The 25,954-nt window shown below is 31.7% G+C and carries 26 protein-coding genes and 1 pseudogene; 15 read left to right on the top strand and 12 right to left on the bottom strand.

What is annotated here, in order from left to right; translation table 11 throughout:
• Positions 1–35 precede the first annotated feature (35 nt).
• From L3X37_RS08590 to L3X37_RS08570, 5 genes are all read left to right on the top strand, one after another.
• Positions 36–3,053 carry a leucine--tRNA ligase gene (locus L3X37_RS08590; RefSeq protein WP_237239761.1) on the top strand — a complete coding sequence of 1,006 codons (3,018 nt, stop codon included), beginning with the start codon at positions 36–38 and terminating at the stop codon, positions 3,051–3,053.
• Between the two features lie 290 nt (positions 3,054–3,343).
• Positions 3,344–3,604, top strand: a complete 261-nt coding sequence (locus L3X37_RS08585) for a SemiSWEET family sugar transporter (protein WP_237239760.1) — start codon at positions 3,344–3,346, stop codon at positions 3,602–3,604.
• An 87-nt stretch (positions 3,605–3,691) separates the two neighbouring features.
• Positions 3,692–4,387: a zinc metallopeptidase gene (locus tag L3X37_RS08580; protein ID WP_237239759.1), complete on the top strand. Its 696-nt coding sequence runs from the start codon at positions 3,692–3,694 to the stop codon at positions 4,385–4,387.
• 148 nt (positions 4,388–4,535) lie between these two features.
• Positions 4,536–6,305: a MutS-related protein gene (locus L3X37_RS08575; protein WP_237239758.1), complete on the top strand. Its 1,770-nt coding sequence runs from the start codon at positions 4,536–4,538 to the stop codon at positions 6,303–6,305.
• Between the two features lie 217 nt (positions 6,306–6,522).
• Complete coding sequence (locus L3X37_RS08570) at positions 6,523–6,819, top strand: GIY-YIG nuclease family protein (RefSeq protein ID WP_237239757.1); 297 nt, start codon at positions 6,523–6,525, stop codon at positions 6,817–6,819.
• Positions 6,820–6,956: 137 nt separating this feature from the next.
• Here the strand turns inward: L3X37_RS08570 and L3X37_RS08565 are convergent, their stop codons facing one another.
• The 4 genes from L3X37_RS08565 to L3X37_RS08550 form a co-directional block, all read right to left on the bottom strand.
• Positions 6,957–7,553, bottom strand: a complete 597-nt coding sequence (locus L3X37_RS08565) for a hypothetical protein (RefSeq protein ID WP_237239756.1) — start codon at positions 7,551–7,553, stop codon at positions 6,957–6,959.
• Complete coding sequence (locus tag L3X37_RS08560; protein ID WP_237239755.1) at positions 7,550–8,056, bottom strand: RNA polymerase sigma factor; 507 nt, start codon at positions 8,054–8,056, stop codon at positions 7,550–7,552. Before L3X37_RS08560 ends, L3X37_RS08565 begins: the two co-directional genes overlap by 4 nt.
• A gap of 104 nt (positions 8,057–8,160) precedes the next feature.
• A complete protein-coding gene (locus L3X37_RS08555; RefSeq protein WP_237239754.1) occupies positions 8,161–8,502 on the bottom strand; it encodes a tetratricopeptide repeat protein in 342 nt (113 codons plus the stop codon).
• A gap of 95 nt (positions 8,503–8,597) precedes the next feature.
• Complete coding sequence (locus L3X37_RS08550; RefSeq protein ID WP_237239753.1) at positions 8,598–9,008, bottom strand: thioredoxin family protein; 411 nt, start codon at positions 9,006–9,008, stop codon at positions 8,598–8,600.
• A 35-nt stretch (positions 9,009–9,043) separates the two neighbouring features.
• On the opposite strand from L3X37_RS08550, the pseudogene L3X37_RS08545 reads away from it, so the two are divergent.
• The 4 genes and pseudogenes from L3X37_RS08545 to L3X37_RS08530 form a co-directional block, all read left to right on the top strand.
• Positions 9,044–9,193: pseudogene (locus L3X37_RS08545) on the top strand (LytTR family transcriptional regulator DNA-binding domain-containing protein); the annotation flags it as partial.
• A 30-nt stretch (positions 9,194–9,223) separates the two neighbouring features.
• On the top strand, positions 9,224–10,366 hold the full coding sequence (locus L3X37_RS08540; protein ID WP_237239752.1) for a methionine aminotransferase: 1,143 nt from the start codon (positions 9,224–9,226) through the stop codon (positions 10,364–10,366).
• Positions 10,367–10,430: 64 nt separating this feature from the next.
• Positions 10,431–10,907: a hypothetical protein gene (locus L3X37_RS08535; protein WP_237239751.1), complete on the top strand. Its 477-nt coding sequence runs from the start codon at positions 10,431–10,433 to the stop codon at positions 10,905–10,907.
• Position 10,908: 1 nt separating this feature from the next.
• Positions 10,909–11,694, top strand: coding sequence for an amidohydrolase (locus tag L3X37_RS08530; protein ID WP_237239750.1), 786 nt, complete (start codon positions 10,909–10,911; stop codon positions 11,692–11,694).
• On the opposite strand, the gene L3X37_RS08525 is transcribed toward L3X37_RS08530, so the two are convergent.
• Positions 11,675–13,291, bottom strand: a complete 1,617-nt coding sequence (locus tag L3X37_RS08525) for an Ig-like domain-containing domain (RefSeq protein WP_237239749.1) — start codon at positions 13,289–13,291, stop codon at positions 11,675–11,677. The genes L3X37_RS08530 and L3X37_RS08525 overlap by 20 nt on opposite strands.
• Positions 13,292–13,350: 59 nt before the next feature.
• A complete protein-coding gene (locus L3X37_RS08520; RefSeq protein WP_237239748.1) occupies positions 13,351–14,028 on the bottom strand; it encodes a ComF family protein in 678 nt (225 codons plus the stop codon).
• A gap of 129 nt (positions 14,029–14,157) precedes the next feature.
• Here L3X37_RS08520 and L3X37_RS08515 point away from each other — a divergent pair, with 129 nt between their 5' ends.
• Positions 14,158–15,699, top strand: coding sequence for a glycine--tRNA ligase (locus L3X37_RS08515; RefSeq protein ID WP_237239747.1), 1,542 nt, complete (start codon positions 14,158–14,160; stop codon positions 15,697–15,699).
• 87 nt (positions 15,700–15,786) lie between these two features.
• Here the strand turns inward: L3X37_RS08515 and L3X37_RS08510 are convergent, their stop codons facing one another.
• Both L3X37_RS08510 and L3X37_RS08505 read right to left on the bottom strand, forming a co-directional pair.
• Positions 15,787–16,257: an Lrp/AsnC family transcriptional regulator gene (locus L3X37_RS08510; RefSeq protein WP_237239746.1), complete on the bottom strand. Its 471-nt coding sequence runs from the start codon at positions 16,255–16,257 to the stop codon at positions 15,787–15,789.
• Positions 16,258–16,474: 217 nt separating this feature from the next.
• Positions 16,475–17,839, bottom strand: coding sequence for a saccharopine dehydrogenase family protein (locus tag L3X37_RS08505; RefSeq protein ID WP_237239745.1), 1,365 nt, complete (start codon positions 17,837–17,839; stop codon positions 16,475–16,477).
• Between the two features lie 112 nt (positions 17,840–17,951).
• Here L3X37_RS08505 and L3X37_RS08500 point away from each other — a divergent pair, with 112 nt between their 5' ends.
• Together L3X37_RS08500 and pckA are read left to right on the top strand one after the other, a co-directional pair.
• Positions 17,952–18,356, top strand: coding sequence for a DUF423 domain-containing protein (locus L3X37_RS08500; protein WP_237239744.1), 405 nt, complete (start codon positions 17,952–17,954; stop codon positions 18,354–18,356).
• A 53-nt stretch (positions 18,357–18,409) separates the two neighbouring features.
• Positions 18,410–20,026, top strand: coding sequence for a phosphoenolpyruvate carboxykinase (ATP) (gene pckA / locus L3X37_RS08495; protein ID WP_237239743.1), 1,617 nt, complete (start codon positions 18,410–18,412; stop codon positions 20,024–20,026).
• 59 nt (positions 20,027–20,085) lie between these two features.
• Here the strand turns inward: pckA and L3X37_RS08490 are convergent, their stop codons facing one another.
• From L3X37_RS08490 to L3X37_RS08480, 3 genes are all read right to left on the bottom strand, one after another.
• A complete protein-coding gene (locus tag L3X37_RS08490; RefSeq protein ID WP_237239742.1) occupies positions 20,086–20,571 on the bottom strand; it encodes a hypothetical protein in 486 nt (161 codons plus the stop codon).
• 156 nt (positions 20,572–20,727) lie between these two features.
• Positions 20,728–21,477, bottom strand: a complete 750-nt coding sequence (locus L3X37_RS08485; protein WP_237239741.1) for a uroporphyrinogen-III synthase — start codon at positions 21,475–21,477, stop codon at positions 20,728–20,730.
• Between the two features lie 27 nt (positions 21,478–21,504).
• Positions 21,505–22,149 (bottom strand): DUF4271 domain-containing protein, encoded by a 645-nt coding sequence (locus tag L3X37_RS08480; RefSeq protein ID WP_237239740.1) that lies wholly within the window; start codon positions 22,147–22,149, stop codon positions 21,505–21,507.
• Between the two features lie 125 nt (positions 22,150–22,274).
• Between L3X37_RS08480 and L3X37_RS08475 the strand changes: the two genes are divergently transcribed.
• The 3 genes from L3X37_RS08475 to L3X37_RS08465 are packed head-to-tail and all read left to right on the top strand — an operon-like array spanning position 22,275 to position 24,970.
• A complete protein-coding gene (locus L3X37_RS08475) occupies positions 22,275–22,997 on the top strand; it encodes a polyprenol monophosphomannose synthase (protein WP_237239739.1) in 723 nt (240 codons plus the stop codon).
• Between the two features lie 9 nt (positions 22,998–23,006).
• Positions 23,007–24,353 (top strand): dihydroorotase, encoded by a 1,347-nt coding sequence (locus L3X37_RS08470; protein WP_237239738.1) that lies wholly within the window; start codon positions 23,007–23,009, stop codon positions 24,351–24,353.
• On the top strand, positions 24,350–24,970 hold the full coding sequence (locus L3X37_RS08465) for a DUF4296 domain-containing protein (RefSeq protein ID WP_237239737.1): 621 nt from the start codon (positions 24,350–24,352) through the stop codon (positions 24,968–24,970). The genes L3X37_RS08470 and L3X37_RS08465 overlap by 4 nt, the downstream gene beginning before the upstream one ends.
• Here the strand turns inward: L3X37_RS08465 and L3X37_RS08460 are convergent.
• The gene (locus tag L3X37_RS08460) at positions 24,939–25,946 is read right to left on the bottom strand and encodes an NAD-dependent epimerase/dehydratase family protein (protein ID WP_237239736.1); all 1,008 of its coding nucleotides are present in this window, start codon (positions 25,944–25,946) and stop codon (positions 24,939–24,941) included. The two genes, L3X37_RS08465 and L3X37_RS08460, sit on opposite strands and share 32 nt — an antisense overlap.
• Positions 25,947–25,954 lie beyond the last annotated feature (8 nt).

Here is a 25,954-nt window from a genome sequence, read left to right as displayed (position 1 = left end):
TAAGTTTAAATTTGCAGCTTGAAAAAAGACTGACGATGAAATACAATTTCAACGAGATTGAAGCCAAATGGCAAAAATATTGGGCAGAAAACCAAACGTTTAAAGCTGATAATATTAGCGATAAACCAAAATACTACGTTTTGGATATGTTTCCTTATCCTAGTGGCGCAGGCTTACACGTTGGGCATCCGTTAGGATATATTGCTTCAGATATTTATGCTCGTTATAAGCGTCATCAAGGGTATAATGTGTTGCATCCTCAAGGGTATGATAGCTTTGGTTTACCTGCAGAGCAGTACGCTATTCAAACAGGGCAACATCCTGCAATTACTACTGCCGAAAATATTAAAACCTATCGTCGTCAATTAGATCAAATCGGGTTTTCATTCGATTGGTCTCGTGAGGTTAGAACATCCGACCCTAGTTATTATAAATGGACACAGTGGATTTTTATTCAATTGTTCAACTCTTGGTATAATAATGAGAGTGATAAAGCTGAAGATATTTCAGAATTGATAAGCATTTTTGAAACTGAAGGAAATGCAACAGTTAACGCTATTTGTGATGAAAATATTGAACCATTTTCAGCAGAAGAATGGAATTCATTTTCATCTAAAAAGCAACAACAAATATTATTACAATACAGACTCACTTATTTGGCTGAAACCGAAGTAAACTGGTGTCCAGCTTTAGGAACGGTTTTAGCGAATGATGAAATAGTAAATGGTGTTTCAGAACGTGGTGGTCATCCTGTTATTAGAAAAAAAATGACGCAATGGAGTATGCGAATCTCTGCTTATGCAGAACGTTTGCTTCAAGGTTTAGAAACTATAGATTGGACAGATTCTTTAAAGGAAAGTCAGCGCAATTGGATTGGAAAATCGGTTGGGGCACAAGTAGAGTTCAGAGTTCAGAGTTCAAAATTCAGTGTTTCGGTGTTTACGACAAGACCAGATACTATTTTCGGAGTGAGTTTTATGACTTTAGCCCCAGAACATGAACTCGTATCGAAAATAACAACGCCTGATCAAAAAGCTGAAGTTGACGCCTATATTGAAGCGACTGCTAAACGTAGTGAGCGTGATAGAGTGGCAGATGTAAAAAACATTACGGGGGCATTTACTGGCGCTTACGCAGAACATCCATTTACAAAAAAACCAATTCCGATTTGGATTGGCGATTATGTGTTAGCAGGCTACGGAACAGGTGCCGTAATGTCTGTTCCATGTGGCGACCAACGTGATTACGATTTTGCAAAACATTTTAATATACCAATTCATAATATATTTGATGGTGTAGATATTTCTGAAAAAGCCTTTGCCGATAAAGAAAAAACAGTTATTGCAAATAGCGATTTCTTAAACGGTATGAATTATAAAAAAGCCACCAAACGTGCTATTTACGAGTTAGAGCAAATTGGACAAGGTGAAGGAAAAACCAATTACCGTTTGCGCGATGCGGTGTTTTCTCGTCAGCGTTATTGGGGAGAACCATTTCCTGTATATTATGTAAATGGCATGCCACAAATGATTGATGTTGAACATTTACCGATTGAACTCCCAGAAGTTCGCAACTATTTACCAACCGAAACAGGCGAGCCACCATTGGGTAACGCAACAGTTTGGGCTTGGGACACCGAAAAGAACGAAGTAGTCTCAAATGATTTAATCGATGACAAAACTGTTTTTCCATTAGAGTTAAACACAATGCCAGGGTGGGCAGGAAGTTCGCAGTATTTTAACCGTTATATGGACCCTAATAATGAGGATGCTATCTTCTCAAAAGATGCGATGGATTATTGGCAGCAAGTCGATTTATACATTGGTGGAAGCGAGCATGCTACAGGACATTTATTGTATTCTCGTTTTTGGCAAAAGTTTATGTTCGATAAAGGTTATGTAAACCATGATGAGTTTGCTAAAAAGCTGATTAACCAAGGGATGATTTTGGGGACGAGTGCTTTTGTTTATAGGGTGTTCCCTCATTGGAATAAAAAAATCACTTCTAGTAAGACTGAAAGTGGATTGATTTCTGAATCAGTCTTTTATGTAAGTCAGAGTATATTTGAACTATTTTCTGATAGAAGAGAATATTATAAAAAGATTGTAAAAGATCTTTATCCAATCCTGAAAAGTAAATTATTGAGTTTGTACTCTAAGCATTTGAACAATCAGTTAGATGAATCTGATATAATAAATCATTCAGATTCATACATTACGTTTACAGTTGATAAAATTCACGCTGACGTTTCATATGTGAATTCTTCAGATGAATTAGACATTGAGGGCTTTAAAAATTGGAGACCAGAATTTAAAAATGCCGAATTCTTAACAAAGGAAAATGAAACTTTCAAAGTTCATCGCGAAGTCGAAAAAATGTCCAAATCCAAATACAATGTCGTAAATCCAGACAACATTTGTGAGCAATACGGTGCAGACAGTTTACGTCTTTACGAAATGTTTTTAGGGCCTTTAGAGCAGTATAAACCTTGGAATACAGCTGGTATTACAGGTGTACATTCGTTTCTTAAAAAACTTTGGAAATTGTATTTCGATGATAACGGGCTAAAAGTTACCGATGCTACACCAACTAAAGACAATTTAAAGACGCTACATAAAACCATTAAAAAGGTTCAAGAAGATATTGAGAATTTCTCGTTTAACACATCGGTTTCAACCTTTATGATTGCTGCTAATGAGTTAACGGCTCAAAAATGTACCTCGAAAGAAATTTTAAAACCTCTTTTGGTTTTAGTTTCACCTTATGCACCGCATATTGCTGAGGAATTATGGAGTCAGTTAGAGCATAACGAATCTATTTCAACAGTGCCATTCCCTGAGTTTGACGAAAGCCATTTAGTAGAAAGTACAAAAAATTATCCTATTTCATTTAATGGAAAAATGCGTTTCACTATGGAATTGCCTTTAGATTTAAGTAAAAAAGATATAGAAAAGGCTGTTATGGCGAACGAAAAAACCAAAGAACAATTGCAAGGTCGTGAACCTAAAAAAGTAATTATTGTTCCTGGTAAAATTGTGAATATCGTTGGTTAACGTCATTGCGAATCATCCTTTTTTGCATGATGTGGCAATCTGTTTATTTTGAGTTTCAATTAAAAAGACAACCACATTTCGACTGAGTTCAATACAGGCTTGATGTGCTCCTCGTTATGACAAAAGTTAAATGATTACGGTTTGTTTCGCGTTAGGGATAGTAGTGGAAAGCCCACAGCGAGGTACGAGCGAGGACTTGTAACGAATAGCCCGACCACTTGCCCTGAGCGCAGTCGAAGGATTGTGGTAACCTGCCTGCCGGCAGGCAGGTGCCCAAACATTTTTTATTTATGGATTATATAGAAATGATAGGTTTTATAGCAGCGTTTTTAACTACAGCTGCATTTTTGCCTCAGGTGTATAAAACTTGGAAAACAAAGGACGTTTCTGCTTTGTCACTTCCTATGTTATTAATGTTTCTTGTTGGGATCATATTATGGCTGGTTTATGCACTTTATATACCTAGTCCATCTATGATAGTTACCAATACTATAACTATTGTTTCTGCATTTTTTCTTATTTACTTTAAAATAAAATACGGCAAGACATAATATAACTACTGACAAAATTGCATAAGATAAAATTGGTGTAATTATTGCTATATTTAAACCAGAATTAAAACTTAAAAAAAAGATACAATGTACGAATATTATATATTAATTGGAGCTATTGCTTTAGTAAGTTGGTTAGTAAGCAATACTTTAAAAAAGAAGTTTGAAAAGTACTCTAAAGTACAGTTACGCAATGGCATGAGTGGTGCCGAAATTGCTGAAAAAATGTTAGCAGACCATGGTATTACTGATGTTGAAGTTATTTCGACACCTGGTCGTTTAACCGATCATTATAACCCAAAAAACAAAACGGTTAATTTAAGTGAGGCGGTTTATAATCAGCGTAATGCAGCAGCAGCAGCAGTCGCTGCACACGAATGTGGACATGCTGTACAACATGCTCAGGCTTATAGTTGGTTGCAAATGCGTTCTACTTTAGTGCCAGTTGTAAGCGTATCGTCTGGTATGTCGCAATGGTTAATTATTGGTGGTCTTATACTTGGTGGAGCTGCTGGCTTAGGCTTAGGTTGGTGGGTTGCTGTTGCAGGTGTTGTAATGATGGGATTTGCTACTCTATTTAGTTTTATAACCTTACCAGTTGAGTACGATGCGAGTAATCGTGCACTAGCGTGGTTGAAAAATAAAAATATGGTGTCTCAGCAAGAATATGAAGGATCTGAAGATGCGCTAAAGTGGGCAGCAAGAACGTATTTAGTAGCAGCCATTGGTGCTTTAGCTACCTTATTATATTGGGCACTTCAAGTGTTTGGTGGAAGAGATTAAAACAATCCATTTAAATAAAAAAAGCTCTGAAAATTTTCAGAGCTTTTTTGTTTCTTTACTCACGAGAAATTCCTAGAAGAATAGCTTTTAGGTTTCTTAATAAAATTGTCATTCTCGCATAAGCGGGAAACTAAGTCAAAAAATTAAAATGAATAATCCTTTATTATATTATCAGCAACATTTAGAAACTTATAAAACTAAAGCCGATAAGTTGTACAAACGTATGACTAGCTTAGGTGTTTTTAGAGTCATGGTGTTTATAGCAACTGGTTTTGGTGTTTATTTGAGCTTTAATTATTGGCAAATTGCAGTATTAATATTGGTGGTTGGAATTGGTGTTTTTGTTTTTTTGCTTTTAAAATATACAGATGTTAAAGCGGAACATAATTTTAATCAGGCTTTAGTTAAAATTAATGAAGAGGAAATTAAAATAGCTTCAGGAGATTTTCATCATAGAAGCGAAGGTTTACAGTTTCAAAATCCGAATCATTTTTATAGTTTAGATATCGATTTGTTTGGTCGTGGTTCGTTTTTTCAATTTATAAACCGAACCACTATTAAAGAAGGTACTCAAAAATTAACTGATAGCTTTTTGGCAAACACTACCGATGCTATAGTTTTTAGACAAGGAGCTATTAAAGAATTGTGTAGCAAACCTAAATGGCGACAACACTATTCGGCAACATCAAGTTTGGTTGAGGTTAAAACACTCGCGAAAGATATTATTAATTGGCTAGATAACTACAAACCGTTTTTGCCAAAAATGATGGGATGGTTACCTCTTGCTTTCACTTTAATTACACTTGTATTAATTGGATTAGCTATGTTTAGTCTAATTACTGCTGACTCGATTGGTTATTGGTTGTTAGTAGGTTTAGGGATATCTGGAACGTATTTAAAAAAAGTGAATAGCTTAGCTTCAAACACAGACAAACTGAAAGATACATTTAGGCAATATGCATCACTTTTAAAGCATATTGAAAATGAAAATTTTACATCAGAATTATTAAAACAAAAGCAACAACAAATTCAGTCTGATGATAAAAAAGCATCAACTATTTTTAAAGACCTTTCTAAATCTTTGGATGCTTTAGATAATAGAAATAATTTAATATCAGCCATTTTTGGAAACGGTTTATTTCTGTCTGATTTGCGAAACAGTTATCACATAGAACAATGGATTAAAAAGCATGCTAATAAGGTAGCTGATTGGTTTGAAGTTGTTTCTTTTTTCGATGCTTATAACTCACTAGGTGGCTTTGCATTTAATCATCCTGAATTTGTGTTTCCAAAAATTAGTACCAATAAAATGGTTATTAAAGCTGAAGAATTAGGGCATCCACTATTAAATAAAAACAAGCGTGTTGATAGTGATTTATTGATAGAAAATGAGCAGTTTTTTATTGTTACTGGAGCAAATATGGCTGGGAAAAGCACATTTTTACGTACGGTATCATTGCATATTGTTATGGCAAATGTTGGTTTGCCTGTTTGTGCAAAATCAAGTCAATATTCACCAGTAAAATTAATTACAAGTATGCGTACTTCGGATTCGTTAACTGATGATAGCTCGTATTTCTTTTCAGAGTTAACACGACTAAAACACATAGTAGACGCCATTGCAAAAGAACCTTATTTTATAGTTTTAGATGAAATTTTAAAAGGGACAAATAGTACCGATAAAGCTATTGGATCGCGTAAGTTTGTTGAAAAGCTTGTTGCTTCAAACGCTACAGGTATTATTGCAACACACGATTTAAGTTTGTGCGAGATTGAAAAAGAACTTGATGATGTAAAGAATTATTATTTTGATGCCAAAATTATAAATGACGAACTTTATTTTGATTACACCTTAAAACAAGGTATTTGCCAAAATATGAATGCCTCTTTTTTATTGAAAAAAATGGAGATTGTTTAGTTGATTAGCTTGTCACTTCGAGTGATTCCGAAGAATGAGGAATTGTATCGAGAAGCTTTTTAATTTTAATTTGTTCTCGATACAATTTCGATGAAAAAAATCGAAACCACTCGAACTGACAACATAGTTAGTAATTTGCTTTGAAACTTATTGTTACTTCGAGTGGTTTTATGAAGAGTAACGGAATAAAATTGTATCGAGAAGTAAAACTTTGATTATGAAAGTCTATTATGTTTACATTTTAAAATGCTCTGACGGCACCTATTACACTGGCTTTACTTCTAATCTTGAAAAGCGCTACTTGGAACACAAAACTGGGAAGCACAAAGAAAGCTATACATTTTCTAGAAGACCACTTACATTAGAATTTTATGCGGAATTTACCGACCCTAATATGGCTATTGCAACTGAAAAGCAAATCAAAAAATGGTCCAAAGCTAAAAAAGAAGCTTTAATTAATAATGAATTTGAAAAACTGCCAAATCTTTCAAAGAAAATTTTTAACTCTAAATAGGTCTCGATACAATTCTGTAAAAAACAGAATCACTCGACCTGACATTCACTTTGTATGATGCTTTAAAGCATACTTATCACTTCGAGCAATTTTATGGAGGATAACAGAATAAAATTGTATCGAGAAACTATCAAAAATCACGTTTCCATTGCTTTTATAAGCTCGTCCATTTTCTTTAACCTTGGGATGTATTGTTTCTTTATAATCCAGATATTGTAAAAATAGGTTGCTACAACGCCTACCGCAATTATACTTAATACTGTGATTTTTATGTAGACTTTACCTTTAATACTCAAAATGACTCCTAAAGCAAACAATAGAGCACCTGTTAGTAAAGGTAAAATATACCAAATAGGTGCTGTTTCACGCAATTTTTTTTGAATACTGAGATAATTTCTACATTGATATAAATAATCAATATAAGAATTGCTTAAAATATTTGGTTTGTGTTTATTTAAGCTTTTAAGTTTAATAACCACATAAATTAGTAATAGAGCTAAAAATAAAGCACCAATTTTTGATAGTATATATGGTAAGGCATATGCAGCATACACTGAAAGAGGAATCATTATTATAGCATTTATATATTCTGTTAAGTCGCGATATTTTACAGATTTATTGAAACGATCTAAACTAGATTTCATTTCTAAAATTAATTTAGACTTTTCAAATTTAATACGTTCTTGATTGCTGGACGATTGCCAGATATTAATAAGTTCGTCTTCTTCTATCATAATGTTTTATTTATACAATTCAATAATTTCTTTTTTATGCGTTTAATTTTTACAGCAACATTGTTTTCTGTTAGACCTGTAATATTTGAAATTTCTTTATAGGGTAATTTTTCTAAATAAAGAGAGATGATGGCTTTATCTCCTTTATTTAAAATATTTAAACAATTTCGAAGTTGGACTAATTTCTCTTTTTGATCTTCGTTTTCAGTTTCCATTTGTATGCCAAAATCACTAAGGTCATCTGTAGAAATGAATCGTTTCTGTTTTTTAATGTCGTTTGAACGAAAACGAAGACAGGTGTTGAGTGTAATTCTATATACCCAGGTTTCAATTGAAGATTTAGACTTGAAAGAGGGTAACGATTTCCAAATATTAATCAATACTTCTTGCAGAAGGTCTTTTGCATCCTCAGAGTTTTTGGAGTAAACCGAGCAAATTCTAAAAAGCTTTTGTTGATTTTGTTCAATTACGTTTAAAAATAGATTCTCCAGTTTGTCACTCATAGTTTCATTCTTGTTTCTATTATATTAGTTACAAGAACTTTAAAAATATGACAATTAAAATGAGATTATTTAATTAGAATTTAAAAACTGTAGATGTTAAAACATTATTTTATTACTTGGTTAATTTTATTAACCATACTCACAGCATTTCTACCATCAGGTTTTAAACTCAATACTTTATAATAGCTTTTTAAAGTTTCGGTATAGTTTTTAGTTTCAAAATAAGCTTCACCTAAACTATCATAAACATTGTGTTTGTAAGGAAATATTTTGGTGTTTAAATTAAAAACAAATAATGCTTTATCTGTTTGATTTGATCGCAAAAGCGAATACTCAAAAGTATTTAACTCTCTGCTGGCTTTTACAAATTCTGTAAGTCCTGAAGCTAAATTAAGCTCTTGTGATTTTAAACTGTATATAGGCTTTGTGTTTAGTAAATAATGCATATAATTTGCTGCAACATAATTTGGGGGTGTACGTGTTTTTAGTTACAATATTTAGTATATCGCGCTCATAAGTTTCCTTTGGGTGTTCAACAATTCTATTTATTTTCTTTACCGTTTTTGTAGAAAATAAAGGTAGGAACACGATGAATATTTAACCCTTTTTCCTCATGATTAGAACTTTGCTTATAGGTTTCTTTAGTTCTATTAACCGCAATAACTTGTAATTGGTTTTCAGGGAATTTTGTCGCTTCTAAAACTTTGTAAAATCTTAGAATTTCCTTTTTACTATCGCCACACCAAGTACCTAAAAAAACTTTAATTTCATATTGATTTAAAGAGCCTTTTAATTTTTTAGTAATGCTTTTATCAACTAAATAATTGTTATAATTTTTTGAAAACCAAGTATAAAAAGTATTATTAGTTAAATCAGATTTTGAGATTTCTCCAAGTAAAAGTTCATTTCCTTTTTGGTCTGTTCTAAGTTTATTAAATGATTGAGAAAACACAAAATGTAGGTTATTAATAAAAGCATAAATTACCCGAGAATATATTTATACAAGTCCACAAATCTTTTATTATCAACAGTAAATTTGTAAATAAAATTTCAGGAAATATACTTTTTATAAAAGATAATAAAATTCCAATCGGAAGGACTTATAAACAAAAATTGCTTAAAATTTTAGGTGTTTAAGCTTTATGAAGAAGTTACTATCTTTAGCTCATGCAAAACAAGTCAAAACTCCCAAACGTTGGTACAACCATTTTTACGGTTATGGGCGCATTAGCTAAAAAGCATAATGCTATAAATTTATCGCAAGGGTTTCCAGATTTTAAAATGGACGCAAAACTTATTGATTTAGTTACAAAGGCGATGCAGAACGGGCATAACCAATATGCTCCAATGCAGGGAAGTATTGAGTTGCGCGAAGCGATAGCTAAAAAGTTTGATTTGTTATATAGCACAAGTTATCATCCTGAAACCGAAATTACAATTACAACAGGTGCTACTGAAGCTATTTTTAGTATTATATCTGCTTTTATAAAAGCTAATGATGAAGTTATTATTTTTTCACCAGCTTACGATTGTTACGAGCCTGCAATAGAATTGCAAGGAGGAAAAACAATATCAATTGAACTTAAATCGCCAAATTTTAAAGTCGATTGGAACGCTGTAAAAACCAAAATTAATAATCGTACTAAAATGATTATTATCAATACGCCACAAAACCCAATTGGCACTGTTTTTTCTGAAGTAGATATGCTTCAATTACAAGAGATTACTAAGGGCACAAATATTATTGTATTGAGCGATGAGGTTTACGAACATATTGTTTTTGATGGCAAAAAGCACCAAAGTGCATGCTTGTTTTCAGATTTAAAATCGAGGAGTTTTGTTGTGGCTTCTTTTGGTAAAACATTTCATAATACCGGTTGGCGCATCGGGTATTGTTGTGCCTCAAAAGAGTTGATGAGTGAGTTTAGAAAAGTGCATCAGTTTAATGTGTTTTGTGTAAATCATCCTATGCAAAAAGCGCTGGCAGAATATTTAGAAAACGAAAATAATTACTTAGAAATAGCAGCTTTCTATCAAGAAAAAAGAGATTTGTTTTTAAGCTTGGTAAAAGACTCACGATTTAAGTTTACACCATCAAAAGGGACTTATTTTCAGCTTTTAGATTATTCAGCGATCACTCAAGAAAATGATGTCGATTTTGCAAAACGACTAACTATCGAAAATAAGTTGGCATCTATACCCATATCAGTTCTTTACAATACTAAAATAGAAAGTAAAATACTTCGGTTTTGCTTTGCTAAAAAAGATGAAACTTTAAAACAAGCCGCAGATATTTTAAATGGTATTTAAACAAAGTAACTTTTTTATAAATGATGTGTCTAAATCAATATTAATCCTAAAAATTTAGATGAAAATGAAATTTTTAATTGTAATATTATTGATGTGTTTTAGTTTTATACTAAATGCACAGGAAGTAAATTTCAATGGAACTATATACACGGTAAAAGGAAGCAGTATTTTAACAGAAGGCGTTGATGTTACAAGTAAACTTTCTGTTGAAGAACAAGAACAAATAAAGGAAGCTTTTAATAAAAAAAAGACCTTAGAAAAAACTTCTGAAAAAAAGGAGAAGCAGATTAAAAAAGCTGAAAAGAAACAGAAACTGGCAGAGAAGAAACAGAGAAAAGCCGAAAAAGCTTTGAAACAAAAGCAAAAAGCACAATCTAATTTTGATAAATCTGCTAAAAAGCACATGCAGTCTATAGAGAAATATGAGAGACTAAAAAAGAAAGGCAAGCTATCTCCTGAAGATGAAGCTAAGTGGCTTAAAAAGATTGAAAAACTTAAAGAAGCCCATGAAAAAGCCGAAAAGAAACTAAAACGCGTTTAGTATGGCAAAACAACTTAAAATAGCATTAGTGCAATCCGATTTGGTTTGGGAAGCTCCTGAATTGAATAGGAAAATTTTATTATCTAAAATTGAAGCTATTTCTGAGCAGGTTGACATCATTATTTTACCCGAAATGTTTACAACGGGTTTTACAATGCATGCCAAAGAAGTTGCCGAAACTATGCAAGGAAAAACGGTTGAATGGATGAAAAGTATAGCCTTAAAATATAATACGGCCATTACTGGAAGTATTATAATTTCAGAAAATAACACCTATTATAATCGATTGTTGTTTGTTGAACCTTCTGGGAAAATAGCTATTTATAATAAACGACATACGTTTACTTTAGTTAGAGAAGGCAAAGTGTTTACTGCAGGTACCGAAAAAGTGATTATAGCGTATAAAGGTTGGAAAATTTGCCCACAAATTTGCTACGATTTACGTTTTCCTGTTTGGGCAAGAAATACTGAAGATTATGATGTTTTAATGTATGTTGCCAATTGGCCTAAACCAAGAGTATCTGCTTGGGATGCTTTGTTAAGGGCACGTGCTATTGAAAATATGAGTTACTGTATTGGTGTAAACAGAGTTGGAATTGATGGTGTAAATAGTGAATATTCTGGGCATTCTGCAGTTTACGATGTTTTAGGGAATTTGGTTACTTCATTTACACCCAATAAAGAACAGATAGAAATTGTAACACTTGAAAAAAAGCATATTACAGCTTACAGAAACAAGCTTAAGTTTTTAGATGATAGAGATTTATTTAGTCTAATAAATCAATAATCCATACATCATCCCAACCAGCTCTAATCTCATCATCAGGTTTACTTGGTAAATAGCTAACACGTTCTGGTTGAATCTTTTTAAGAAAGTTACCAGTGTCGTATCTTCCATTGCCATTGCTATCAAATATAACCCTCAAAAAATATTTACCGGGGTCTATTTTTAAAAAATCTAAAGCTTCTTTTTTTGTAGAAATCTTTTCATATTTTACTTCCTCATTATTATTTGTTAATTGAACGATAATTGGGTAAGTAGCATTGTTAACAATAACTCTAAGATTACCTATGTCAGATTCTTTTTTAGTGCTTAAAGCGTAATTTAAAGTATCATTTTTATTATCAAAAAAATCAATAAAGGCTTCGGGTAAAACCTGTACTTTATAGCTGTTGTCTTCGGTTCTTTTAAAATCAAAACTGTATATGTTTTTTATGGAGTCGTACACAGTTGTAAATTCAACATTTGTAGAATCTTTATCTAAAATCTTCATTTTAGAAGCATCAAAAGCAGTTAAAGGTGTGTTGGCAAAAATATTAAAAGCTTCTTGGTCGTTAATTTTTCCAGTAGGTTCAGCTTTAATTATTAATGAATCTCTTTTTTGCTCGCTAATACGTGCTTTATAATCTTTTTCAATAGTAGGATGCGTTACTTTAAACAACAACGAGTCTACTTTTAATCTGGGTTTATACCAATAATAGAGCGTGTCTGTTTTTTCATCTTTGGTAATTCTATATGTAAAATCATCTGGTGTTTCAGAGGTGATTTTAATGTCCATATTTTTATAATCGCCTTCATAACCAAAAGCAATTTTTTCTCCAGATATTAAACGTGGTTTTACAGGTTTAAAATCGAGTTCTTCATTAAATAATTTTAAAGTGTAAAATGTTGAATCTGAGGGCACATCAATAAATTCTTTATGAAATGCTATTTGATCTGTTTTTTGCTGAAATTTATTATCGCCATTACCATCTTTTAAAGCCATAAGCAAATATTTTCCAGCTTTAATGTTTTCTATAGAAAAGGTGGTGAGACTATCTAAAGTATTAGTAACATATTTCGGAACTTCTTTATAAATTATAGAATCGGTATATGTAGAGTCTACCTCATACAGAGCCACAGTAACAAAAGTTTCGGGTTCTCGTTTAAAAGCATCTATAATTTGGCCATTTACTGTAAGCGAATCTATGTAATCGCCTGTAGAAAAGACATATCTAAAATAAGGAAATGGATTACCTTCGTTATTATCGGTAATACTATTTCCAAAGTTAAATGCGTATGTGGTATTAGGTGGTAATGTATCGTTAATTTTTATTCTTATCTCTTCACTAGCATTCCCAAGCGGTGTAATATCTGGTTGGTATTTCATGGGTGGCGATATAATAAGCTGTTTTTGTATGTCTTTAATTTTAATGTATTCATCAAAAACAATTCTTATTTCGTTACCTTTAAAGTTAGTAGTAAAGTTTTCTGGAGTAGATTTTTCAATAACTGGTGGTGTTACATCTTTAGGGCCACCTTGTGGAGTGCCTCTATTAGCGCACTTAGTAAAAACCAAGCATATAAAAGCTACAAAAATAAAGTTAGAAAGGGATTTATTCATCAACTAATTTTAAATTTTTAGCAAAAGTACATGATTTTAGAAACATAACGAGCAAAACGTTATGCTATTGCCATAGTTGCAATACTTATTTTTATGTTTTTGGCTTGATTTAAAACCGAAATACAAGCTTCAAGCGTAGCGCCAGTAGTAATTATATCATCAACCAAAAGGATGTGTTTGTTTTTAATAGTTGATGCATTTTGTAAAGTGAATAATTCTTCATTATGATTCCACCGAGCCAATCGTTTTTTATTAACTTGAGATTTAGTGTTAGTAACCTTAATAAGGACATTATCTTTATAATCAACTTGTAAAGAATTTGCAATTTGTTGCCCAAACTTTGCTACTTGATTAAAGCCTCTTTTTTTTAATTTGTTTTTATGAAGCGGTACAGGAATTACAACATCAATATTTTTATAAGCTTCAATTTCTATCAACTCACCACCAAGCCAATTTCCTAAGAAAAATCCAATATTATCGTAACCTTTATATTTTAATCCGTGAATAAGTTGTTGTACCAACCCTTTTTTTTCAAATCTAAAAAGAGCTGTTCCGTTTTCAACTTTTGCTCTACCGTAAAGTACTTTTTTTACCGCATCACTATCGTCAAAATGGAAGTTAGTAACAGGTAAATCGTGCCTGCAATCAATACAAATAGTGTCTTGGTTGTCATTCAATAAGTTAAGACAAGCATAGCATACTTTTGGGAAGAATAAATTGACAAGTGATTTAAACATTTTGCGAAATCGAGGATTATTACTAAAAATCAGTCTCAAATACACGAATATAAATATTTATTAATGAATTAGTCGCAAATTTTAACCAAGAACGCATTTAGTTTAAAGCGGTTTTTTATTTTTGCACCTATGGCAAATCAAGATGATAAATTTAAGAAGGTAATTTCGCATGCAAAGGAATACGGATATGTGTTTCAAAGTAGTGAAATATATGATGGTTTAAGCGCTGTTTATGACTACGCACAAAACGGAGCAGAACTAAAGAAAAACATACGTGACTACTGGTGGAAAGCCATGGTGCAAATGAACGAAAATATAGTGGGTATTGATGCTGCTATATTTATGCATCCAACCACTTGGAAAGCGTCGGGACACGTAGATGCGTTTAACGATCCATTAATAGATAATAAAGACTCCAAAAAACGATATAGAGCCGATGTTTTAATTGAAGATTATTGTGCTAAAATTGAAGCGAAAATTGATAAAGAAGTTGCTAAAGCTGCAAAACGTTTTGGAGATGCTTTTAATAAAGAGGAGTTTTTATCTACTAACGGACGTGTTTTAGGATATCAAGAAAAAATAAATTCTACGCTTTCGCGGATGGCAAAATCTTTAGAAAATGAAGATTTAGACGATGTAAAAGCGTTGATTGAAGAGTTAGAAATAGCCGACCCTTTAACAGGAAGTAAAAACTGGACTGATGTTAAACAGTTTAATTTAATGTTTGGAACCAAGTTGGGTGCATCGGCAGATTCTGCTATGGATTTATATTTACGACCAGAAACGGCGCAAGGTATTTTTGTAAACTTTTTAAATGTACAGAAAACAAGTCGTTTAAAAATTCCGTTTGGAATCGCACAAACTGGAAAAGCTTTTAGAAACGAAATTGTTGCAAGGCAGTTTATTTTTAGAATGCGCGAGTTCGAGCAAATGGAAATGCAGTTTTTTATAAAACCTGGTACGCAAAAAGAATGGTACAAACACTGGAAAGAAGCACGATTAAAATGGCATCTTTCTTTAGGAATGGGTGAAGATAATTACCGTTTTCACGACCATGAAAAATTAGCACATTATGCTGATGCCGCTGCCGATATTGAATTTAAATTCCCATTTGGTTTTAAAGAATTAGAAGGTATTCATTCGCGTACAGATTTCGATTTAAAAGCACATGAGGAATATTCAGGAAAAAAATTACAATATTTTGACCACGAAGATAATGCAAGCTACACGCCATATGTTTTAGAAACTTCTATTGGCCTAGATAGAATGTTTTTAGCAGTATTTTCAAATTCATTGCAAGAAGAAGAACTAGAAAACGGAACAACACGTACGGTTTTAAAATTACCAAGTGTTTTAGCACCTGTAAAAGCAGCAATTTTACCTTTAATAAAAAGAGATGGATTGCCTGAAGTAGCACGTGAAATTGTTGACGAGTTAAAATGGGATTTTAATGTGATTTACGACGAAAAAGACGCAGTTGGAAGACGCTACAGAAGGCAAGACGCCAACGGAACACCATTTTGTATTACAGTAGATCATGATACATTAGAGGATAACACCGTTACCATTAGACATAGAGATTCTATGGAGCAACAACGTGTTAAAATAGAAGATTTAAGAGCTATAATTAAACAAGAAGTAGATGTGCGTTCTTGGTTGATGAAGATGTAATACAGAAAACGTTTTGTAGTACTGAATTTTATTTAGCATCTCAATTGTAATAATTTAAAGCCAAAACAATTGTTTTGGATTTGTACTTTAAATACTTATCTGTCTATCAATTTGTTGGTCTAACGATATAAAAGTTTCGGTACGCGAAACACCAGAAATCGATTGAATTTCTCTATTTAATAAATGCATTAAGTGTTGGTTATCTTTACACAATATTTTAATAAAAACACTCCAATTACCTGTAGTGTAATGGCATTCTAAAACCTCGGGTATTTTTTTAAGTTGTTTTACCGCTTCGGGATTACTAATAGCTTTATCTAAATAAATACCAATAAAAGCCATAGTAGTGTAACCCAAAACTTTAGGGTTGATAACAAATTTAGAGCCCGAAATTAATCCAGATTTTTCTAGTTTGCGCAAACGTTGATGAATAGCAGCTCCAGAAATACCAACACTTCTGGCAATTTCCAGAATTGGTGTTCGGGCATCTCCCATTAAAGCACGAAGTATCTTTTTATCGATACCATCAATGTGTATGTTCTGATTTATAATTTTCATTAATAAATTATTTGTATCATTTCCTTGAAGAAGGGAATCTTGTTATTTGATTTGATTTTAAAACATAAAAATAAACATTTGATTTTAAATTGAAACTTGACTTTATAAGAAAAAAAATGATAATTTCGTTTAAGACTGTAATGATGTATCAATTGTCAGCGTAAATTTAATTTAACCTCTAGCCATATTTTAGGATGCGACAGATGACATCTAAACCTTAATTATTTAAAGGATTATACCCTAAATAAGGTGCTTCTTTTTCATTAAATTGAATACCGAAATCTTTTAGCTCATTTAAGATAGGTTTGTAAACTTCTTTAGTAATTGGCAATTGTACACCTGGAGTGGTTATTTTACCGTTTAAAATGGCTAGAGTTGCAATAGCTACAGGTAAACCAACGGTTTTTGCCATAGCAGTATAAGTTTGGTCTTTGCCAACTACAACCATAGTGGCATCTATTTGGTGTTTTTTACCATTTAGCTCGTAACCAAATTTGTGGTACATAACAATCATATCTTTATCGTCTTCTTGTAATGTCCAGCTATCCATTAGTATTTTTTGAAGAATTTGCGCTGGGGTTGCTTTTTTTAGCTCAACATTTTTATTGGCGTTAAAAATATCTAGTTCAACTAATTTGTCCCAAACAATATCGTCTTGATCAATTTTAAGCGCATGCCTTAATTTTAACTCTACTGAATCTGAATGACTATATGGTAAAAAAGCATTAACAAAATCGCGGTAGCTCATGTTTTCGCTATCATCAATGGTATAGCTATCATCTGTCATTCCTAGTGTTACAAAAATATTCCATGCTCTACTAAAGCCAACACGACGCATGGTGCCACGGTATAATGTTTTAATATTATCTAAACCATAAACACTTTGATACTTTAACGAATCGCGGTTTGCGTAAACTTCAAAACGTCCAAAACCATCAATATCTAAAAATTCGGTACGTCTAAATAATCTGTTGTACGGAATGTATTTATAAGTGCCTTCTTGTAAAAACTTAGCAGCACTACCTTGTCCTGCGATAACCACATTTCTTGGGTTCCAAGTGAATTTATAGTTCCATAAATTATTGTCACTTTCAGGAGCAACAAGACCGCCAGTAAATGATTCAAATAAAATAATTTTACCGTCTTTATCTCTTATGTTATCTAGAACTTGCATTGCACTCATGTGGTCTATCCCAGGATCCACGCCAATTTCATTCATTAAAACGACTCCGTTTGCTTTAGCATTACTATCTAAAGCTTGCATCTCTTTGCTTATGTATGATGCAGTAACCATATGTTTTTTGTAAGCGATGCAGTTTTTTGCAACTTCAATATGAAAACGCGCAGGTAGCATAGATACTACTATATCAGCATTTTTAATAGCTTCAATACGCGAAGTTTCATCAAATACATCCAAAGTAATTGCTTTGGCATTTTTGTGATGGTCAATTAATTTTTTTGCATTTTTTATATTAATGTCACCTATAGTAATGTGTAGACTTTCTGATGATGATTTATCTAATAAGTATTTTATAAGATATGATGATGATTTTCCAGAACCAATAACTAAAATCTTTCGCATAGTGAGATTTGTTGAGTAATTTTGTTTTTAAAACTAAATAGGTATTTAAGCAGTTTGGTTTTGCGAATTTAATGAATATAAAAAGGATTTTTTACGAATAATTTATATAAATATGAACAAGAAACTATTAATTACAGCATCACTTTTAGGATTAATAAGTGTTGTTTTAGGTGCTTTTGGTGCACATGGATTGAAAGCATCGATATCAGTTGAATCTTTGCAAACCTTCGAAACTGGAGTGCGCTATCAAATGTACCATGCGCTTTTACTTTTGTTTGTAGGTAGCAGTTCTGTAATAAGCCAAAAAACGAAACAATTTACTTTTTACTTTATACTAATAGGAGTGCTTTTCTTTTCGGGTTCAATTTATGGTTTAGCCACTAACCAATTAACCGCTTTTGATTTTAAAACAATAGCTTTTATAACACCAATTGGCGGTTTGCTTTTAATTATTGCATGGATTTTACTATTTGTTAATTTCGTAAAATATAAGGTGATAAATAGCAAAATTTTATAGATACTTTAAAATAAAGTTTTAATTTTGCCAGATAAATAATTTTACAACGATAAATGGTAAATAACAACCAATTTACGAAAACGATTGCGTTAGAAGATTACGGCATTAAAAATGCCAAAGTAAATTATCAACTTTCGCCCAATCAACTTCATGATATTGCAATTAAAAAAGGGCAGGGCAAAGAAGTTTCATCTGGAGCTTTAGCAGTTAATACAGGAGCGTTTACTGGTCGTTCTCCTAAAGATCGATTTATTGTAAAAGACGATATTACCAAAGACCGCGTTTGGTGGGGCGATATTAACATTCCGTTTGATGCCGATAAGTTTGATGCTTTATATGATAAAGTTGTAGAATACCTATCTAACAAAGAAGTTTTTGTAAGAGATAGTTATGCTTGTGCAGATGAAAACTACAAATTAAATATTCGTGTTATTAATGAGTATCCTTGGAGTAATCAGTTTGCCTATAACATGTTTTTACGACCAACGGAAGAAGAATTGACAAATTTTACTCCAGAATGGACGGTAGTAAATGCACCAGGTTTTATGGCGGTTCCTGATATAGATGGAACACGACAGCATAATTTTGCCATTTTAAATTTCACTAAAAAAATTGTTTTAGTTGGTGGCACAGGCTATACAGGCGAAATTAAAAAGGGTATTTTTTCTGCTTTAAACTTTATTTTGCCAGTATTTAAAAACACGTTGCCAATGCATTGTAGCGCTAATGTTGGTGATGCAGGCGATACCGCTATCTTTTTTGGATTATCTGGTACTGGAAAAACGACATTATCTACAGATCCAAATAGGAGTTTAATTGGTGACGATGAGCACGGTTGGACTAACGAAAATACTGTATTTAATTTTGAAGGCGGCTGTTATGCCAAAGTAATCAATCTATCTAGAGAACAAGAACCTGAAATTCATGATGCTATAAAAAAAGATGCTATTCTTGAAAATGTGATTTTAGATGAAAAGGGGCATGTAGATTTTGAAGACATTTCTATTACTCAAAACACAAGAGTAAGCTATCCTATTTATCATATTGAAAATATAAAACAACCATCTATTGGAAAAAACCCAAAAAACATCTTCTTTTTAACTGCAGATGCTTTTGGAGTATTGCCTCCTATTTCTAAATTAACACCAAGTCAGGCTGCTTATCATTTTATCTCGGGTTATACTGCAAAGGTTGCAGGAACTGAAGCTGGTGTTGTTGAGCCGCAACCTTCTTTTTCTGCATGTTTTGGAGCGCCTTTTATGCCATTGCATCCAGCAAAATATGCTGAAATGCTAAGTAAAAAGATGAAAGAATCTGGAGTTAACGTTTGGCTTGTTAATACAGGATGGACAGGTGGGCCTTACGGTGTAGGGATACGAATGAAATTAAAATATACACGTGCCATGATTAATGCTGTATTGAATGGGGATTTAGGATTATACAATTACGATGACTACCATATACACTCTGTATTTGGAGTAGCACAACCTAGAACTTGTCCAGGTGTGCCAACCAGTGTTTTAAGTCCGCGTGCCACCTGGAATAATGATAAAGCTTATTATAAAACAGCATTTAAATTAACCAATGCATTTCGTGAGAACTTTAAAAAGTTTGAAGCACATTGCAACGAAGAAATAAGACGTGGCGGACCACAACGTTACGCATTTTAAAAGAGTGACTAGCTCAAAAACAAAAAAGTCGTCTATAATTTAATTTATAGGCGATTTTTTCATTTCAGTTCTATAAAATCGATTAACCCATTTTGTTCAATATCACCTAGTTTGTTCTTACTCAAAAGTCTTTCGATTGACATTTTGTAGAAAGTAGAAAATTCAATATTGTATAATCGATTGTATTTGTAATATAGCCTTTCACAATCTTGACCTATATTCCAAATATCATTTTTTTCATTAATTAAGATAGGGGAATACCATTCTTTATTGATGAAATTATATTTCATCAAAGCCCATTTGCAATTAAATTTCAAGTTTATGTGTTCCCCACAGAAGTAAAGCCATGATAGGAAATTATCATCTGATTTCTTTAATTGGTTCATTACTAAATGAGTAATCTTTTTAAGATTATCGTAATCAGATATATCAACCTTTTCATGGTTAATAAGTCGAAAAAACTCAAACAACTTTTCTTCTTTATTTTTGTGAATATTTAGTAAAAAGTCTTGATGGTTTTGAAAAACACTTAATTTATCAAACATGTTTTTTTATTAAATTTCATGCTTAATAAAAGTAATTAAATCTATGTTGTAAATAACATTTTTTTGTAAAGTTCAATAAAAAAGCGATTTCATTATATTTGAAATCGCTTTTTTATTTTTTCGGAATTTTAATATCTCGCTTTCTATCGAGGTGTTTTATTTCCCTTTATTTGCTTTGTCAATGTATTTTTGTAAAGCCATGGTCATTGATGGTGTTTCAGGAGTTGGTGCAGCAATATCTACACGCAACCCTTTTTCTTCAACCGCCTTAATTGTAGTATTTCCAAAAACGGCAATACGTGTTTTGTTTTGTTTAAAATCTGGGAAGTTTTGAAATAATGATTCTATTCCAGACGGACTAAAAAACACTAAAACATCATAGGTTACATTTTCTAAATCAGATAAATCGCTAACTACAGTTTTAAAAAATGTAGCTTGTTTCCAATCAACACCAAGAGCATTTAAAGTTTCTGGAACTGCGGGTTTAACTTTATCTGTATTAGGTAATAAAAATTTCTCGTCTTTGTATTTTTTAATTAATGGAGAAAGTTCGGCAAAAGTGCGTTTGCCAACATAAATTTTGCGTTTTCTGTAAACCACATATTTTTGAAGGTAAAATGCTACAGCTTCAGATTGACAAAAATATTTCATAGTGTCTGGAACTTTAAAACGCATTTCTTCAGCAACTCTAAAAAAGTGATCAACTGCATTTCTACTGGTTAAAATAATTGCAGTATAATTATTCAAATCTATTTTTTGTTGCCTAATAGCTTTTGCAGAAACACCTTCAACATGTATAAAAGGTCTAAAATCTATTTTTACCTTTTGCTTCTCTTGTAAATCAAAATAAGGAGAATTCTCTATCTTAGGTTCTGGCTGAGAGACTAAAATTGTTTTAACTTTCATATACAACAAGTCGTTTATTTTTTGAGTTTACGAAGTAAACACCTTGTATAAAATAATATAGGGTGCAATTTCGAGAGCGCAAAGATACAAAATAAAATGCAATAAGTCGGGTTTTATTGTGTTTTGATGGGTTTTGAATGATGTAATTACGCCAAAAATATTAACTATTAATAATAACGTAATAATCACATAAAAAATGGGTAAAGTTGGCTTAACTGAGAAAATTAATAAAGCGTTAATTGGAAGCAATAATAACCCCAAATAATTCTTGTAACTTATTTTTTGAAAAAGATACTGGTCTATTAATTTGTCAATCTCAAAAAGGCTAGCTATAAGCCGTTCAACAAGTACTTTTATTAAAATAAAAGTTGCAATACCAAAAACTAATTTAAAAAGAATATTGATAGAAATTATTTTTGTTTCAGTTACGTTTTGATAGATTAAATAAATAAATACTGAGCCAGAAATAATTAAGTTAGAAAATAATAAGGCATCAAACTTGTCTAAAAACTTTTGGTCTTTAGAATATATTTTAAGGTATTTCGAGTTTCCTAAAACATAAATAAAATCATTAAATCGCTGTGGAGCAACTAATTTTGCTGCAGCTATAGCGGTAATTGCAATAACCATTAAAACCGTAAAAAGTTCGTTTGAGATAACATCGCGATACATACCCTAAAATTATTATAAATATTCACAAATCATCTATAAATATTAAGGAATATTTAAAAAAAATAAATTATTAAATAATGTACATTTGCTAAAAATATCATCTCATAATAAATATATCGTCGTTAATGCAAGATACAGTTGTTATAATTCCAACTTACAACGAAATAGAAAATATTGAAGCTATTATAAGAGCTGTTTTTTCTCAGTCGGATGGTATTCATATTCTTATTGTTGATGATAACTCTCCAGATTTAACAGCTTTAAAAGTAAAAGAATTACAAGAAGAATTCTCAAATCGATTATTTTTAGAAATACGAAAAGAAAAAGCTGGATTGGGAACCGCTTATATACATGGTTTTAATTGGTGCCTAAAAAAATCGTATCAATATATTTTTGAAATGGATGCCGATTTTTCGCACAATCCAAAGGACTTAATAAAACTGTATAAAGCCTGTGAAGAAGAGGGTGCAGATTTAGCCATTGGCTCGCGTTACGTAAAAGGGGTTAATGTAGTTAATTGGCCCATGGCACGTGTGCTTATGTCTTATCTTGCATCAAAGTATGTGCGTGTCATTACAGGTATGCGTATTCATGATACTACTGCAGGTTTTGTTTGTTATAAAAGAAATGTTTTAGAAACCATAGATTTAAAGAAAATTAAATTTATTGGATATGCATTCCAAATAGAAATGAAATTTAAAGCTTATTTAAAAAAGTTTAAACTTACTGAAGTTCCAGTTATTTTTACAGATAGAACAAAAGGGGAATCGAAACTAAGTTCGGGGATTATCTCTGAAGCTGTTTTTGGAGTAATATCGATGAAACTAAAAAGTGTATTTAAAAAATAAAAGTATAAAATGACCTTAAAAACAACTCTAATTAAAAATGCCAAAATTGTAAATGAAGGTAAAATTTTTAATGGCGATATTTTAATTGAAGGCGAATATATTAAACAAATAAGCGAATCTATAAGTGCAAAATCTGCCGATGTACATGTGTTTGATGCAGAAGGAAAATATTTACTTCCTGGTGTTATTGATGATCAAGTGCATTTTAGAGAACCTGGATTAACGCACAAAGCCAATATTGAAACCGAATCTAAGGCAGCAATAGCAGGTGGTATTACCTCGTTTATAGAAATGCCAAATACAAATCCGCAAACTACAACCATTGAGAAATTAGAAGAAAAGTTTGAAATAGCTGCTAAAACATCATCAGCAAATTATTCATTTATGTTTGGTGGCACTAATGATAATTTAGATGAAATTTTAAAAGTTAATCCTAAATCGGTTGCAGGTTTAAAATTATTTTTAGGCTCATCAACAGGCAATATGCTGGTAGATGATCCAAAAGTTTTAGAGAAAATTTTTAAAAGTACAGATATGGTTATTTCTGTACATTGCGAAGACGAAGGAACAATAAAAAAGAATCTTCAAGACCATATTGATAAATATGGTGATGATATTCCTATTAAATACCACCCAGTTATACGAAGTGAGGAAGCCTGCTATATATCTTCTTCAAACGCCATTGAATTGGCTAAAAAAACAGGAGCTCGATTGCATGTGTTTCATTTGTCAACAGGAAAGGAAACTAATTTATTTACAAATGACAAACCTCTAAAAGATAAAAAAATTACAGCTGAGGTTTGTATTCATCACCTTTGGTTTACCGATAAAGATTACGATGAAAAAGGGACATATATTAAATGGAATCCAGCTGTAAAAACACAAACTGACAGAGATCAATTATGGGAGGCTTTATTGGATGATAGAATTGATGTTATTGCAACAGACCATGCACCACATACTATTGAAGAAAAAGAAAACGTTTATACAAAAGCACCATCTGGTGGACCTTTAGTACAACACGCATTACCTGCAATGCTAGAAATGCATCATAAAAATAAAATTTCAATAGAAAAGATAGTAGAAAAAATGTGTCACAATCCTGCTATTTTGTTTCAAATTGAAAAACGCGGATTTATAAAAGAAGGTTATTTTGCCGATTTAGTTTTAGTAGATTTACACCATCCTTGGACCGTTAAAAAAGATAATATTCTCTATAAATGTGGATGGTCTCCATTTGAAGGCGCCACATTTAAATCTAGAATAACTCATACTTTTATAAACGGGAGTTTAGCTTATAAAAACTTTAAGTTTTATAATGTTAATGCAGCAAAACAATTAACTTTTAATAGATGATATTAAAACGATTTTTAACATATTTTTCACTTGTATTATTAGCAACAGCCTGTTATAAATACAATAAACCAAAAAAACCAAAGAATTTAATTCCGAAGGATAAAATGGTTAACATCATAATAGATGTTAGATTGTTAGCTTCTGCAAATGGAAAGAATAAAAGGACTTTAGAAGAAAACAATTTGCAATCAGAAGCCTATATTTATAAAAAATATAACATAGATAGTTTGCAATTTGCTTTAAGCAATAATTATTATGCCTATTATGTTGATGATTATATAGATATATATGAAAAAGTTAAGGATAGTTTAGGTAGTTTAAATGATAAGTTTTCTGATTTAGCAGAAAAAGAGGAACAAGAAAAAAAGTATAAAGATTCTATTAATAGCATTATAAAAAAAGACTCAATTCGTATTTTAAAAATAAAAAATTATATAAGCGCATTAGTAAAAAAAGACTCATTAAAGCCTTTAATTAAAAAAGATTCTATTCGATTAATTAAATTGAAAGATTCTTTGCAGATACTTGTTAAAAAAGATTCTTTAGAAAAAATAAATTTAAAAACACCAGTTGAAGAAGGACTAATTACACCTGTTTCAGATATAGATTTCCAATAGCAGCAATGCTTCCCTCTATTGGTGTAAATTCAAATTCTATGGCTTTTTTTATTTTATAACTACTATAGTTAGTTTCAGTGATTAAAGATTTGGTAATATGTTTTGTTAGTTGTCTTCGTTTGCCAGTTAATTTATGTTTCAACCAATCTAATTTCCAGGCTAAACTCAAAAGATTATTACTTGCTTGGTTTTTTGGAGGTTTACTCTTAACAGCTTTTGCTAAAACTTGAAGAAAATCTTTGTAAGTCCAATTTTCTGCCACTAAAATAAAACGCTCATTCTTTATTGGGCTATTCATTAATTTAACCATAATAGAAACTACATCTCCAACAGAGACTAACCCTACGGTTCCTGAGGTAAAATACTTTAATCCTTTATGTGCTTTTTTAAATAAACTTCCTGTCCCATAATGCCAAATACCTGCCCCTAAAATAAGTCCAGGATTTACTATTACAACATTTAACCCTTCTTGTGTAGCACGCCAAACTTCCATTTCGGCACCATATTTTGTAATGGCATACACACTATTATCGTCTTCAGGATTCCACTCAGTGTTTTCTGTAATAGGCTCGTTATTAGTAGTGTTTCCTGTGGTAGCAATAGAGCTTACATAACATAATTTTTTTATGTTATTGGAAATACATAGGTTAACAATATTAGCAGTGCCTTCAATATTGGTTCTTCGTAAAAGCTGATATTTATTAGGCTCAAAAGATACAAATGCAGCACAATGATAAACGTAACTTACACCTTTAAAAGCATTTGATAATAGTGGAATATCTAAAATATCTGCTTTAACCCATTTAATAGATTTAAAAAGAGATTCGTAGTTTTCAGTATAACACGAAAATACATTTTTTACATTATTAAGCTTGCGTTCTGTTCTATAAATAGCACGAACTGTTTCGCCATTTTTAATAAGCTTAAAAAGTAAATGTGCGCCAACTAAACCAGTACCTCCAGTAACTAAAATCATGGGTCTAA

The sequence above is a fragment of the Wocania arenilitoris genome, from assembly GCF_021728535.1.
Taxonomy (GTDB): Bacteria; Bacteroidota; Bacteroidia; order Flavobacteriales; family Flavobacteriaceae; genus Wocania_A; species Wocania_A arenilitoris.
This window is presented reverse-complemented; position numbering and strand designations above follow the sequence as displayed.

What these genes read in the sequence shown, in the direction of transcription:
- L3X37_RS08590 (WP_237239761.1), top strand. Translation starts at nt 36, where the DNA reads ATGAAATACAATTTCAACGAGATTGAAGCCAAATGGCAAAAATATTGG.
- L3X37_RS08585 (WP_237239760.1), top strand. Translation starts at nt 3,344, where the DNA reads ATGGATTATATAGAAATGATAGGTTTTATAGCAGCGTTTTTAACTACA.
- L3X37_RS08580 (WP_237239759.1), top strand. Translation starts at nt 3,692, where the DNA reads ATGTACGAATATTATATATTAATTGGAGCTATTGCTTTAGTAAGTTGG.
- L3X37_RS08575 (WP_237239758.1), top strand. Translation starts at nt 4,536, where the DNA reads ATGAATAATCCTTTATTATATTATCAGCAACATTTAGAAACTTATAAA.
- L3X37_RS08570 (WP_237239757.1), top strand. Translation starts at nt 6,523, where the DNA reads ATGAAAGTCTATTATGTTTACATTTTAAAATGCTCTGACGGCACCTAT.
- L3X37_RS08565 (WP_237239756.1), bottom strand. Translation starts at nt 7,553, where the DNA reads ATGATAGAAGAAGACGAACTTATTAATATCTGGCAATCGTCCAGCAAT.
- L3X37_RS08560 (WP_237239755.1), bottom strand. Translation starts at nt 8,056, where the DNA reads ATGAGTGACAAACTGGAGAATCTATTTTTAAACGTAATTGAACAAAAT.
- L3X37_RS08555 (WP_237239754.1), bottom strand. Translation starts at nt 8,502, where the DNA reads ATGCATTATTTACTAAACACAAAGCCTATATACAGTTTAAAATCACAA.
- L3X37_RS08540 (WP_237239752.1), top strand. Translation starts at nt 9,224, where the DNA reads ATGCAAAACAAGTCAAAACTCCCAAACGTTGGTACAACCATTTTTACG.
- L3X37_RS08535 (WP_237239751.1), top strand. Translation starts at nt 10,431, where the DNA reads ATGAAATTTTTAATTGTAATATTATTGATGTGTTTTAGTTTTATACTA.
- L3X37_RS08530 (WP_237239750.1), top strand. Translation starts at nt 10,909, where the DNA reads ATGGCAAAACAACTTAAAATAGCATTAGTGCAATCCGATTTGGTTTGG.
- L3X37_RS08525 (WP_237239749.1), bottom strand. Translation starts at nt 13,291, where the DNA reads ATGAATAAATCCCTTTCTAACTTTATTTTTGTAGCTTTTATATGCTTG.
- L3X37_RS08520 (WP_237239748.1), bottom strand. Translation starts at nt 14,028, where the DNA reads ATGTTTAAATCACTTGTCAATTTATTCTTCCCAAAAGTATGCTATGCT.
- L3X37_RS08515 (WP_237239747.1), top strand. Translation starts at nt 14,158, where the DNA reads ATGGCAAATCAAGATGATAAATTTAAGAAGGTAATTTCGCATGCAAAG.
- L3X37_RS08510 (WP_237239746.1), bottom strand. Translation starts at nt 16,257, where the DNA reads ATGAAAATTATAAATCAGAACATACACATTGATGGTATCGATAAAAAG.
- L3X37_RS08505 (WP_237239745.1), bottom strand. Translation starts at nt 17,839, where the DNA reads ATGCGAAAGATTTTAGTTATTGGTTCTGGAAAATCATCATCATATCTT.
- L3X37_RS08500 (WP_237239744.1), top strand. Translation starts at nt 17,952, where the DNA reads ATGAACAAGAAACTATTAATTACAGCATCACTTTTAGGATTAATAAGT.
- pckA (WP_237239743.1), top strand. Translation starts at nt 18,410, where the DNA reads ATGGTAAATAACAACCAATTTACGAAAACGATTGCGTTAGAAGATTAC.
- L3X37_RS08490 (WP_237239742.1), bottom strand. Translation starts at nt 20,571, where the DNA reads ATGTTTGATAAATTAAGTGTTTTTCAAAACCATCAAGACTTTTTACTA.
- L3X37_RS08485 (WP_237239741.1), bottom strand. Translation starts at nt 21,477, where the DNA reads ATGAAAGTTAAAACAATTTTAGTCTCTCAGCCAGAACCTAAGATAGAG.
- L3X37_RS08480 (WP_237239740.1), bottom strand. Translation starts at nt 22,149, where the DNA reads ATGTATCGCGATGTTATCTCAAACGAACTTTTTACGGTTTTAATGGTT.
- L3X37_RS08475 (WP_237239739.1), top strand. Translation starts at nt 22,275, where the DNA reads ATGCAAGATACAGTTGTTATAATTCCAACTTACAACGAAATAGAAAAT.
- L3X37_RS08470 (WP_237239738.1), top strand. Translation starts at nt 23,007, where the DNA reads ATGACCTTAAAAACAACTCTAATTAAAAATGCCAAAATTGTAAATGAA.
- L3X37_RS08465 (WP_237239737.1), top strand. Translation starts at nt 24,350, where the DNA reads ATGATATTAAAACGATTTTTAACATATTTTTCACTTGTATTATTAGCA.
- L3X37_RS08460 (WP_237239736.1), bottom strand. Translation starts at nt 25,946, where the DNA reads ATGATTTTAGTTACTGGAGGTACTGGTTTAGTTGGCGCACATTTACTT.